9 protein-coding genes and 1 pseudogene are annotated in these 12634 nt (G+C 59.5%); 6 read left to right on the top strand and 4 right to left on the bottom strand.

The features are described 5' to 3' along the window. The first annotated feature begins 354 nt into the window (after positions 1-354). A complete protein-coding gene (locus MWL89_RS14785; protein ID WP_244387049.1) occupies positions 355-1374 on the top strand; it encodes an endonuclease domain-containing protein in 1020 nt (339 codons plus the stop codon). Positions 1375-1426: 52 nt separating this feature from the next. Further along, positions 1427-2608, top strand: a complete 1182-nt coding sequence (locus tag MWL89_RS14780) for a pyridoxal phosphate-dependent aminotransferase (RefSeq protein ID WP_244387047.1) — start codon at positions 1427-1429, stop codon at positions 2606-2608. Positions 2609-2751: 143 nt separating this feature from the next. On the opposite strand, the gene MWL89_RS14775 is transcribed toward MWL89_RS14780, so the two are convergent. Continuing rightward, positions 2752-3639 carry a LysR family transcriptional regulator gene (locus MWL89_RS14775; RefSeq protein WP_180995285.1) on the bottom strand — a complete coding sequence of 296 codons (888 nt, stop codon included), beginning with the start codon at positions 3637-3639 and terminating at the stop codon, positions 2752-2754. Positions 3640-3887: 248 nt separating this feature from the next. Here MWL89_RS14775 and MWL89_RS14770 point away from each other — a divergent pair, with 248 nt between their 5' ends. Continuing rightward, a complete protein-coding gene (locus MWL89_RS14770) occupies positions 3888-6122 on the top strand; it encodes an oxidoreductase (RefSeq protein ID WP_244387045.1) in 2235 nt (744 codons plus the stop codon). A gap of 158 nt (positions 6123-6280) precedes the next feature. Here MWL89_RS14770 and MWL89_RS14765 read toward each other — a convergent pair whose 3' ends face one another. The 3 genes and pseudogenes from MWL89_RS14765 to MWL89_RS14755 all read right to left on the bottom strand — a co-directional run bounded on the left by MWL89_RS14765 (position 6281) and on the right by MWL89_RS14755 (position 9409). Further along, positions 6281-7306 (bottom strand): threonine aldolase family protein, encoded by a 1026-nt coding sequence (locus MWL89_RS14765; protein ID WP_102380093.1) that lies wholly within the window; start codon positions 7304-7306, stop codon positions 6281-6283. Positions 7307-7332: 26 nt separating this feature from the next. Beyond that, positions 7333-7716: pseudogene (locus MWL89_RS14760) on the bottom strand (peptide chain release factor-like protein); the annotation flags it as partial. A 148-nt stretch (positions 7717-7864) separates the two neighbouring features. Continuing rightward, entirely contained in the window at positions 7865-9409 is a 1545-nt protein-coding gene (locus MWL89_RS14755; protein WP_244387043.1) for a helix-turn-helix transcriptional regulator, read from the bottom strand. 245 nt (positions 9410-9654) lie between these two features. On the opposite strand from MWL89_RS14755, the gene MWL89_RS14750 reads away from it, so the two are divergent. The 3 genes from MWL89_RS14750 (at position 9655) to MWL89_RS14740 (ending at position 12390) form a co-directional block, all read left to right on the top strand. Continuing rightward, the gene (locus MWL89_RS14750) at positions 9655-10248 is read left to right on the top strand and encodes an iron-sulfur cluster assembly scaffold protein (RefSeq protein ID WP_244387041.1); all 594 of its coding nucleotides are present in this window, start codon (positions 9655-9657) and stop codon (positions 10246-10248) included. 6 nt (positions 10249-10254) lie between these two features. Then, positions 10255-11331, top strand: coding sequence for a hypothetical protein (locus MWL89_RS14745; RefSeq protein ID WP_102380090.1), 1077 nt, complete (start codon positions 10255-10257; stop codon positions 11329-11331). A 219-nt stretch (positions 11332-11550) separates the two neighbouring features. Continuing rightward, on the top strand, positions 11551-12390 hold the full coding sequence (locus tag MWL89_RS14740; protein ID WP_244387039.1) for an ADP-ribosylglycohydrolase family protein: 840 nt from the start codon (positions 11551-11553) through the stop codon (positions 12388-12390). The last annotated feature ends 244 nt before the right edge of the window (positions 12391-12634 follow it).

Raw genomic sequence — 12634 nt, 5'->3', positions numbered from 1 at the left:
CGTTGTATGCAATTCGCCTTGGTGATCCGTTTCGATGTTGAGCAGGTGGGATGGTTTTGCCCATTGCCCACGGTTTTGCCGAGTCGGGTTTTTGTCGCCTGCCGGATCGGGGCGACGCGCTTTCCGCGCTACTCCCGACGGTAGTCTGGCATTTTGGTGCCGCGAACGGATTTGCCGAACCCGGACTGGCTTCAGGGGCTCACGTCAAACGACGGGTGGACCGTATTTTGCATGAGATTTACGATTGTGAACCCGAAAGAGCCCGCTTTCCCATCGACGTCGCGCATACGAGCCGCATATTCCCAGGTCATATATGTTATATCTTATCTGTAGCGTGTCACAATCGTAAATCTCATGCAACGGGAGGGCTTTTCCGACGAAAAGGTGTACCATGCGATTACGATGATGGTGCTCAGTCACATATCCGCACTCGAGTACTGGCTCTCGGTTCGCATCGGGTCGCGAAGCTTCGTCAAAGTGCCGCAAGCGCCAGCGCTTATCTCCAAGCCGCCAAGTGCCGAGCCGACAGAGGGGCTTGGCCCTTGGTGGCTTGCTCGTCCGCTCCACGTGCTCGTGGCCCGCGACTCGCTGCGTCGACGTGGCGCGCTCGTCTGCCATGTTTGGAAGGGGGCTTTGCCAAAGGGCTCTGTACTCGATACGCAAAACGGATTCTGCGTGTGCTCGCCAGAGGTATGCTTTTTGCAGATGGCCTCCATCTTGTCGCTGGTCGAGCTCATCCAGCTCGGCTTTGAGCTCTGCGGAACCTACGATCTTTCCTCCGATGATGTTCGCGAATGCCCTTCCCTGACGAGCGTTTCGAAACTGACCGCCTGCATAGAAAAAATCCCTAATGTCAACGGCAGGAAAAAAGCGCTCAGGGCTTTGCGCTACATTGCGGAAAACTCCGCTTCACCGATGGAGACTTCTCTGGTTATGCTCCAATGCTTGCCCTATAGATTCGGAGGCTATGGGATGGAGATGCCGTTGCTCAACTTCAGAATCGATGTGACCGGCCAAGCGAGAAGGTTTACATCGCGCAGCTACTTCAAGGCGGATCTGTACTGGCCGGCCTTCAAGCTGATTGCCGAGTACGATAGCGATAAATACCACAAAGAGGCTCGTAGGAAAGCGAGCGATTCGGAGCGGCGCAATGCGCTCGAAGCTATGGGATACACCGTAGTGAGCATAACGCTCGATCTCGTCGACAACAGGGCTTCGATGGCTCGGGTTGCGAACGTGCTCGCAAAGCACACCGGACGGCGTCTCACCTACGTTGAGCCCGAATTTACCGTTGCCTGCATCAAACTCAGAAGCGTTTTATTCAGCGGCGAACGGTATGGCCTGAACGCCGAGCGCGCTCACCAGCGGCAATAACGACGACTTGATGTATCCTGTTCGATGGACGAAATAGTGGAGGAGTGATGGCATGGTGAACGAGAAGATGTACGAGTTGGGAAGCGAACCGTCGGCGATCCGCGAGCTGTTCGCGTACGGGCTCGCCCGCAAAGCCGAGATCGGCGAAGACAAGGTGTTCGATTTCAGCTTGGGCAATCCGAGCATCCCTGCGCCTGCCGCCGTCAAGGAGGCGATCATCGAGCTTTTGGACGAGCCGCCCGTGGCGCTGCACGGCTACACGCCCGCCCAAGGTACGCCCGGCGTGCGCACGGCGATCGCCGATTCGATCAACCGGCGCTTCGGTATGAACGCTGCGGCAGCGAACATCTACATGACGGCCGGTGCGGCCGCATCGCTCGACATCTCCATCAACGCCGTCGCCAACGAGGGCGACGAGTTCATCGTGATCGCGCCGTACTTTCCCGAATACCGTATTTGGATCGAAGCAGCGGGATGCACGTGCATCGAGGTCATGGCGCGCGAGATTGACTTCCAGCTCGATCTTGCTGCCATTGAGGCGGCCGTTACGCCGAAGACCAAGGGCATCATCATCAACTCGCCCAACAATCCTGTCGGCTCGGTGTATTCCGAAGAGAATCTGCGCGGCCTTGCCGATGTGCTGTGCTCAAAGCGGGAGGAGCTTGGAAGCGTCATCTACGTGATCTGCGACGAGCCGTACCGCGAGATCGTGTACGAGGGCGTCGAGGTGCCCTACATTCCCGCGATCTACGACAACACGATCGTCTGCTATTCGTATTCCAAATCGCTCAGCCTGCCCGGCGAGCGCATCGGCTACCTGTACGTGCCCGAGCGCATGCCCGATTGGCAGCGCGTGTACGCAGCGATATGCGGCGCAGGCCGCGCGCTTGGGTTCGTGTGCGCACCTTCGCTGTTCCAAGGCGTGATCGAGAAATGCGTCGATGCTCCCACCGACGTTGCCGCCTACGCCGAAAACCGCGCGCTTCTGTGCCGGGGGCTTTCCGAGCTCGGCTACGAGTACGTGGAGCCCCGGGGCGCGTTCTACCTGTGGGTGAAAGCGCTCGAGCCCGACGAGCAGGCGTTTGCTGATCGCGCGAAGGCCCACGAGCTCTTGCTCGTTCCCTCGACGAGCTTCGGATGCTCGGGGTACGTGCGCATCGGCTACTGCGTTGACAAAGCCACCATCGAGCAGTCGATACCCGCGTTTGCGGCGCTCATGGCGGAGTATCGTTAAGCGGCAGGTTGGCCGTGCAGAACCGGGGCTGAATGGCGCGAGTTTCCCAACGGCTAACTGGAAGGTGGTCGGCTGCGAGAAAGCGAAGCCGAGCGGATCGGATTCGCAAAGAGCTGCGGTGTCGTACGGCCTTCCGGACTTTTTTAGTCTAAACGGGTTAACCGTGCGGCAAACCAATCGAACACGGTTTGGGCGCTTCGCGACAGCGGGAGCGCGCTTTGCGTCATGGCGGCGATTTCCCACGTGAATTCGGGGCCTTCGAGTGGAATAGCCACGACGCCGTCTTGGCAGAATCTGCCGATGCGGTGTTCGGGTACGACGCATGCCCCCTTGCGTCGCATTACCTGATCGAGGATGAGATGGTAATCGTGCCAATCGAAAGACATCTTCAGATCGAGATTGTGTTCCTCGGACAGCCTGATGAGCGCGGAATCGAGGGGAAAATCCTTCGATAGTCCGAACCAGGTGAGGCCCTGGAGGCTCTGGATCGAGCGGGTTTCTCCCTGGGCGAGGAGCGACTCGTGAACGGCGGCGAACAGCGCGACTCGTGCAAGGCAGGTGCAGACGGTCTGCGGGCTCGTTATCGGTCCGACGATGAGCGCTATGTCCTCTTTTCCTTCGGCGACGCATTGTTCGGCCAACGACGGCTCGATTGCGTCGATTTCAAGCTGGATGAGCGGATGCTCCTCGTAAAATTCCTCTACGAGTTCGTCGAACGGTATGGAGACGAGGACGCCGTACGCGACGCAGAGCCGTACCGTCTCCTTCGCTCTTGCCCCCGCATTGCAGAGCGCCTGAATATCTTCGTAGGTATTGAGCAGCTCAACCGCTTTGGGGTAGATCGTGTCGGCAAGTTCGGTCGGTTCGAGTCCCTGCGGGTTGCGAACGAACAGATCCTGCTTAAGCTCCGCCTCCAAACCCCTCAGTATTTGGCTGAGGCCTTGTCTGGTGAGATAAGCGCGCTTTGCCGCTTTGCCCACGGTCTTCGTTTCGTATGCCAGCCGGAAACACTGAAGGCTGCGTATGTCCATCGGGTCCCCTCGAATCGTCGTGCGCCGCATTTCCCCCCTGATGCATGACTCATTATAGCAAGCAAGCCAGCGTTGAGCGATGGCTTGCGTATTGGGCGAAAGCAAGCATTGCGGGGTTGCCAAGGATCGTTTCTTTTCCAGGGTTCCGCGCAGTGGTTCCATAGTTGATGATCGCGCGGAAGCAGATGGGAGGCACCGCGAGGGTCGATCGAGGGAATCCGTGGGGACACGGTATCGAAAGGGAAGCCATGGTAAAGAAGACAGGGATATCTCGAAGGAATTTCTTGCAGGGGTTGGCCGTTGGCGCGGTCGGCGCCGGAACGCTTGCGCTAGGGGGATGCGGAGGAACGCCCCAGGCGAGCACGCCGTCGGAAAAAGGCACCGGCGCCGCAGCGGATACAGGATCGTCCGCCGCCACCGTTTCGGAGCTCAATCCGCAAGACTACGGCTACACCACCAATTCCATTGACGATTTCAGTAAAACGACGTTGTTCTCCGATTGGCAGCTCGGTCCGATTACGTTGCACCACCGCATGGTGAAATCGGCGGCATTCCAGCTGGCGTTCATGAAGAACAATCCGGATGAGTACATCAACTACTACGCCCGTATGGCCGAGGGCGGCGTAGAGATGATCTGGATTGAGGACTTCGCTAACATCTGGGATTTCACGGCCAGCCCGCTCAAGCAGGATTACGCTCTTTACGACGTGAAAGGGCTTCTTGATACGCTTCATGCAGCGGGTGCTTACGTGGGCTACCAGTTTGACACGATGGGGTCGCCCATCGGGCCGCTTGACTTTACCGAGAACTTTATCGGGCAGTATTCGATTGAGGAAGTTCGCGAGTGGGTACAGGTTATTATTGGGATTGCAGAGCAGCTGCACGGCGATGGGTTCGATGCGTTCGAATTGAATTTTGCGGCGAACAACGTCGGCCAGTCGTTCTTGTCGCGTGCCCGCAACGATCGCACCGATGAGTACGGAGCCCAGTCTCTCGAAAACCGTACGCGCTTTGCCGTTGAGGTGATCCAAGGGATCAAAGAAGCATGCGGTAAAGATTTCATCGTGCAGGTGTTGATCAACGGCATCGAGGCGAACGATAAATCCCTTGGAGCCGATTCGCTGTACACATCGCTCGAAGAGACGAAGGCAATCGCTCAGATCCTCGAAAAGGCCGGAGCCGACAGCCTCCATGTTCGTCTCGGACCCTGCGGACAGCACATTGCGCAGTTTGCCAGCGAGCTGTACTTCGCCGTTCGAGGCCAAGAGGGGTCGAACGGATTCGGCAATCGCTTCGACTTTTCGCGTCATTTCCAGGGAAAGCTTCGAGCGAACCATTCGGGATGCGGCATCATGATCGACGTTGCCAACGAGATCAAGAGTGCCGTGTCGATTCCCGTGGGTGCAGCAACCTATATGGATCCAGCACAGGCTCCTGACTATTTTGAAGAAGCTCTTTCTGAAGGCAAGCTCGATTTTCTCGTGATGAACCGACCCCTCTGTGTCGACCCCGAATATGTGAACAAGCTGCGCGAGGGACGCATTGACGAAATCGCCCCGTGCACACGCTGCTTGCATTGCTTCTATGATCCCGACAAGGACGGGAAGCTTCTTGAGCATTGCCGTGTGAACGCGGCGAACTGGCGCGCCTATGGCGAGGATATGCCTGAGGGATACGAGCCGGTACCCGTCGAGGGAAGCAAAAACGTTATGGTTGTCGGCGGCGGTCCCGCCGGCATGGAAGCGGCTCGCATAGCGGCGAAACGCGGATGCTCGGTGACGCTTTACGAGAAGAACGGCGCATTGGGAGGTCTGCTCTCGTCGGCCGAGGCCATCAAAGGGCCGCACGAGAACCTCGGTCGGCTGAGTACGTACCTTTCCCGATCGCAGGAAGTCGACGGCGTGACCGTGGTGACGGGCCAGGAGGTCGATCGTGCATTCATCGAATCAGAAAAACCCGATGCCGTTATCCTTGCGGTCGGCGGTTTGCGGCAAGAGCCAGAGTTTTCATCGACAGGTGGTACGCAGGTGCTTACGTTCGGGGATGTCGTCGGTGCCGATATGGGGGATCGCGTGACCGTGCTGGGCAGCAATTGCCAGTCCGTCGACGTGGCGATCTATCTGCTTTCGCTCGGCAAGGACGTGACGATCGTTACGCCGGATCCGCTCGATGTTTTCGAGAAGGGGCATTCCGTCAATATGCGTCACTTCGTTGAGACTGCGGTCAACGCACGCGGTACGCGTATCTGGCCCGCAGCCGAAGTCAAGGAAGTTGGGGATGGCGAGCTGACGTTGGTGAGTGAGGCGGGCGTCGACGTGGTTGTTCCGTGCGATGCCGTTGTCGATATGCGCGATATGCAGCCGAATACCGCCCTGATCGACGGTCTCTCGGGCATTGAGGCGATCGCAGTGGGCGATTGCGCCGATCCGTATAACATTGCAGAGGCGATTTCGTCGGCGAACTTGGCGGCCCGAAGCCTCTAGCTTCTATCAAGGAGGCGGAAGGTTCCAAGCGGTAAGGGAGCAAAGCAATCCGTCGAGACCGCTTGGCTTCATGATGGTTCAACCCTAAACTGCCGGACCCTCGCGTTTCGTCGCGAGGGTCCGGCGTGCTCGATTGCCGTCAATCGGGCTTTTGTGTCCTACAAGAGCCCGATCAGCTCGTCGATCGCCTCTTCACGAGTGTCCCAGCTGGTGGCGAAGCGAACGACGGTGCGACCGTCGTCGAGCGCTTCCCAGAAGCCGAATGTTGCGTGTTCGCTCAAGCGCGCTTTCGTCTGGTCGTCGAGCACGACGAACTGCTGGTTGGTGGGCGAATCGATGGCCAGCTCGTAGCCTTTTTCGATAAACGCCGCCTTGAGCTTCATGGCCAGGTTGACGGCATGGTGCGCTATATCGAGGTACAGGCCGTTTTCGAGCAGCGTCTCGAACTGGATGCCGAGGAGCCTTCCCTTGGCAAGCAGCGCACCATGTTGCTTCATGAGCGTGAAGAACCGGTTCGCCAGATCAGGCTTGGTGAATACGACCGCCTCCCCGAACAGAGCGCCCACCTTGGTGCCCCCGATGTAGAACACGTCGCACAACCGCGCGATGTCGGGCAGCGTCAGATCGGCGCCTTCGGCGGCAAGCCCGTATCCCATGCGCGCACCGTCGATGAACAGCGGCAGGTGGTACTCGCGGCATACCGAGGCGATCGCCCCGAGTTCGTCTTTGGTGTAGATCGTGCCGTATTCGGTAGGATACGAGAGGTATACCACGCCCGGCTCCACCATATGCTCGTGGTTCGCATCGCCGAAGAACCATGCGCAATAGGACCGTACTCCCTCGGCATCGATCTTGCCGAGCGTATGGGGGATGGCGAGCACCTTGTGGCCGCCCGCTTCGATCGCTCCGGCCTCGTGCGTTGCGATGTGGCCCGTGTCGGCGGAAATCGCTCCTTGGGTGCGGTGCAGCAGCGCATCGATGATGGTGGCGTTGGTCTGGGTTCCGCCCACCAGGAAGAACACTTCGGCCTCGGGGCATTCGCATACGCTGCGCACCAGCTCGCGTGCGCGTTCGCAATGGGCATCGGTGCCGTAGCCCGGCGTCTGCTCGAAATTGGTCTCGGCAAGTTTCTCGAGGATGGCGGGATGCGCGCCCGCCATGTAGTCGCTATCGAAATGCAGCATGGCTTCCTTCTTCTCGCTCGGTCGGTTTACTGGCTGGATTCTCGGTCGGTTGATGTCCTGGTTCCTTGGCTGATCGGTCTATCCGTCGGCTCTGCAGCGGTACGCGTGGCTCGGTCGATTCTCCTGCGGGCGGTTTTCTTTTCGGACTGCATTCGCTTGTCCTGGAGCCGTTTCTCTTTGGCGCGACGGGGGACCTGCGTTTTTCGGCGCACTTTGGGCGGCCGTGCTTTGCGCGCAAAAACGAGGCGAAGCTTTTCCAGGCAGGCAAGCCGGTTGCGGTACTGGCTGCGCGAATCGCGTGCGGTAACGACGATGCCCGTCGGCACGTGTTTCATGCGCACCGCCGAATCGGTTGTGTTGACGCCCTGGCCGCCGGGCCCGGTGGCGCGAAAAACCGACACGTCGCAATCGCGCGCGATCTCATCGGGCGTCTGCGAAGCGAAGCGGGCAAAGTCGCGGTATGTCAGATCGTTTTGGGGCATACCGCTATGGTAGCAGTTTGGGCGGCCATCGGGCTACCGGATGCCCGGCGCGATGCCCGCCGGTCGGTTACGGTGCTTACGACGTGTACTGTTTCATGTAGTCGAGTATTTCTTGGCGGGAGTGGAGCCCCGTTTTCGCATAGATTCGCTTGATGTGCGCGTGAGCGGTTCCTTGGCTGATGTAGAGCTCTTCAGCCACGCGCTTCTGCGTAAAGCCGAGCGCATAGAGCGCGAGCACTTCGACCTCTCGATCCGAAAGCAAAAACTGCTTGCCCATCTCCTCGGCGTTGTGCTGCATGGTTGCTTGGCGCATGCCGGAAAGGCTTTCGTTGCTGTCGAGCCCCATGAGCTTCACAAGTGCGCTTTGCCGTGAGGTGATCTTGTCGTGCTCATCCTCGTTCTCTCGTTTAGCAATGTAAATGAACTGGACAAATACCGATTGGGCTGAGACGAGCAGCAGTGCGGCCATGATCATGCCGGTGAGCAGATCGTTGGTCGTGAGCGGATACGCCTCCAAGAGCACGATGCGGGCGATAGCTCGGCTGCCGAGCCAGACGAGCCAGCATGCGATAGCGTAGTAGTAAGGGTCGCGCCAGCCATAGCTCACGAAAGCGACGACGGCGTACCAGGTGAACCCAACCATCATGGCGTTGAGGGTCGTGGTGAACAGCGCTCCGATATCGAGGCTTTCGGGAAACGCTGCATAGGCGACCAGTGCCAAGCAGGCAAGCGACTGCATGATGATCCAGATGCCTACCGTCATCACTTGGCCTTTGCCGCGAACGACAAGTGCGATGATCGCTGCGGAAAGAGCCATCGTCAGAAGCATGTAGGCGATGCGGGTAGTCATGGTGAACGCGATCGGCTCGCCATCGGGGTATCCGCGCAGCAATCCGATGACGATGGACAGAAGCGCGATGCCGATTGCGGTAACCACGAGGAACTGCTTGTTCGATACCAGCGATTTCGCAAAGCCGAAATAGTCGCGCGCCTCGGTATCGGGGGGAGCGAGCAGAAGCCTGCTGCGCGTACGCGAGGCTGCGATGCAGGGGTATTGCGCGATGACGAGCAGTGCGCCGACAACGTAGGCGACGACGTGGGGAAGAAGCGCGCATGCGTAGATGATGATCTCGCTTACGAACAGCGCGCCGAACGCGAACACCACGGTGACGGTGGTTGTCGAACCGCGGGCGCGTCGCAGCCAATAGTAAATTGCAAGCGATCCGAACAGCGTGCATCCGGCGCAGAAAGCGAGCTTGACGCCGTTGTTCTGGATAGCGAGCACTTCCATGACGGTCAAGCCTACGAGCATAGCCGCTTCGAGCGCCGTGCTCGCGTTCATGAGCCGACTGACTTGTCGTTTGGAGTACCGCGTTTTGCGGATGGTCGCGACAAGCCAATACAGGCCGAGGATAGCGAGCGCGATAAGCATGCCGCCGTCGGTGAACACGCCCTCGTCGGTCTGCGTGTAGCTTCCGTAACTTGCCACGATGAGACCCGAGCGGGCAAACGCCAAGCCGAGCACGAAGGGCCAAAGCGGCAGGTACGCCTTGAAGACGGCAACGAGCCCGCTCTGGGTCGGCACCCGATGGATGGATTCTCCCTGCACGTGCTCCGACAAAGTGCTCTCCCTTGCTTCGCCCTGCGCTGCAAACGCCTTTGCGCCCCGATGGGTAGCAAATCCCCATTGTAATGCTTGTAGCAGATCAAGTAGGCATTCAAGCCTCTTTGTGTCCGAACTGTTTATACAGGTACCTGCCTACCAAGTAAACAGGCGGAGGCGAAAATATCCTCAAAGAGGGGATGCTGATTCTGTCCGTTTTGCCATGATGAGATCATCGAAACGAGCGAGGAAACGAGGAGCACGTGTCGGAGCGAAACGTCTACATCGAACCGGAAGAGCGCGCCGTTATCCGAACGGCCGATGTCTACCAAACCGAAAGTGAAATCGGCACGACGGGATATTCGGACACGTTGCTGTCGGTAGTTGCCACCTTCGATAACAGCGGTGCCCCCGAGGGGTTCAACGCCCGCTGCATGGTGGGTAAGTCGAAACGCGGCGAGGTCGCGATGCGTCTGTTCGCCATCGTCGATCCGGTCGAACGACGCTTTGTGCGCGTGGGATTCAAATCGCGCGGATGCCTGGCTATGACGGCGTGCTCGAGCACCGTGTGCGCCATGCTCGAAGGAAAGACGTTCGACGAAGCGCTTGCCATCACCGGTGACGATATCAAAACCGCACTCGACGGTGTGCCGTGGGACCGCATCCATACCGTGTACTTCGCCATCGAGGGCATCCGTGCCTTGATCGGCGATTTTCTTATTCGCCAAGGAGCGGGCATCGAGGAACTCGATCGCGTTGCGCCGTGCGACACCTGCAGCGTCGGTTGCATCATGACCGAGCATTGCTCGCTTCGCGACGGACGCATCGAGCTTCGGTTCGGCAAGGTAGCGGGGTAGAGCGCTATGGAAGATGAAGCTGCAAAAGAAGCGGGTCTGGCCACCGAGGCCGAGCAAGCCGATGCGGAAGCATGCGAGTTTTCGCCCGAAGAGATAGCGGCCTTCGAGGCCGCAGACGAGCAGGATGCGCTAGCAGCCTTGTTCGACTACGTGCGCACCTGCTCGACCGACGGGCGCCTTTCGGTTCCTTCTGAATGGGAGGAGGCGGGCATCGCACCCGATCATATGGGTGCCGAGGGCTTCGAGATGTTCGTATACGACTATCTCGAAGAGCGCCGCATGCAGCGTGAGGCCGAACAGGCGCCGCAGCTCGAAGCGCCCGCGTACCGTACGGCAACCCGCGCCGTCGGCGTGCCGCGTCCCTTCGGCGCTTCGGCGGCCGATGTTGCCGCCGAAGGAAATCGGGGGGAGCTTGAAGCCGTTTTAAACGGCGAGGAGTTTGGTGAATCTGCCATACCGAAGGGCGGAACCGGATTGCGGGCAGGCGGCCAGGACGATGCTCCGTGCGGTGAGATCGGCGGGTTTGCAGCCGAAGAGGTCTTGGATTCGGGTATCGGAGCGGATGAGCCCATCGCCGGATCCGGACAGGGCGACGATTTCACGGGATTCGATGTTCCCGATGGATTTGAACTCGTTGAGCTCGAAGGCGAGATGACGCTCGTTCCGATCGAGCTGGATGACGATGCGGAAGAAATCGCATGCGACGATATCGTTGTTCTCATGGGCAAGCGAAGCTACTATCTGTATTCCAAAGACGTTATGACCGATCGGTACGCTCACTGGGCGTTTCTTGCATGCGAGGATGATCGCATTGTGACGTTCGCAGAATGCGTGCGCGACGAATCGCGCACGTACCCACGGCCCATGGCGGCCGATAGCCTGTTCAACGAACCGTTCAACATGACTGAGGACGAAGTTGCCGAAACGTGGGCCGCCATCAGCGAATCGGGGGAGTACCCCGACATCCAGACAACGACGGCTTCGAACGGCGACGTGTACTTCTATTCAACGGAGTACCTGAGTCCTGCCTATGCCGCCTCGCTTGCGGAATGGCATGCGGTCGAGCGGGGGATGTATCTGTAGGCGGCTTGGGCGCGGTTGCGACTCGGCATCGTTGCCTCGTGCGGATCGGGCCTTCTTGCCGCTTCGCACAGCTTAGGCCACCGCTGCCTCACCCGGCTCAGGTTCCGTCTCTTCGCGCAGCTTGCCCCCTGCCGCTTCGCTTGCCGGGCGACAATAGGGTACTATGGCTTTCAGCCGGCTGCGGCGAACGAATTGGCAATGCCGAACAGGAGGAAGCCCATGTCCCGATTGAGGCGAACGGTGAAAGACGCGGTATACGGCGTTGCCGTCGGCGATGCGCTCGGCGTACCCGTCGAATTCAGGGCGCGCGACACCTATCGCATCGACGGCATGACGGGCGGCGGCACCCACGATAAGCCCGCCGGCACGTTCTCCGATGATACGAGCATGACGCTGGCGACGGCGAACAGCATCCGGATCTGCGGGGGAATCGACCTCGACGACATGCGGGAGCGCTACCGCGCATGGTTGTTCGATGGCGCTTATGTGCCCGACGGCGACGTGTTCGACGTGGGAAACACGACGGCCGTTGCGCTCAGAAGCGGGAAGGGCCAGGATGGCGAACGCGACAACGGCAACGGCTCGCTCATGCGCATCGTGCCGCTCGCCTTCGTCGAGGATGTGACCGACGAGCAGATCGAGGCGGTTTCCGCCATCACGCACTCCCACGAGATAGCGAAGCGCGCCTGCGTGATCTACGTGCGTTTCGCCCAAGCGCTGCTCGATGGCGCTTCGATCGCGGAGGCGATTAGCGCGCTCGGTGATCTCGCTGCCGCCGCGCCGTTCGATCGCGTGGCGCGCATTGCCGATCTGGCACGCGACGATATCGGATCGACCGGATATGTGGTCGATACGCTTGAGGCGGCGCTCTGGTGTCTCGCCACGACCGGTTCGTTCGAGAGCGCCGTGCTCGCGGCGGTCAACCTGGGCGACGATACCGATACCGTCGGCGCCGTTACGGGCGGGCTTGCGGGTATCGCGTACGGCTACAAAGCCATTCCGCCTGCCTGGATCCGCGCGTTGCGCGGACGCGGCATCTTGGAGGCAAGCCTGTTTTAGCGGGCTGCGTCTGAACCTTTGGTGGGAGTGCGACATGTCCGGATTCCGAAACAAGCCCGCTGCTCTGAGCAGCGGGCTGCGACGTAATCGTTTCGGCCTTATGGAGCCGATCGATTTTGATGTGCAGCCCGAAGGCCCACTCGTGGCAGGAAAAGGGAGTTATTCGTCGCCGTTCGGCACCCTTCTTTACGGCTTGTTTTTGGTAGCCTCCCTGAGCAGGGACGATGCAGCCGCTATGCTCGAC

The sequence above is a fragment of the Raoultibacter timonensis genome, from assembly GCF_022845715.1.
GTDB lineage: Bacteria > Actinomycetota > Coriobacteriia > Coriobacteriales > Eggerthellaceae > Raoultibacter > Raoultibacter timonensis.
The sequence above is the reverse complement of the archived record's forward strand: the minus strand, read 5'-3'. Positions and strand labels throughout refer to the sequence as shown.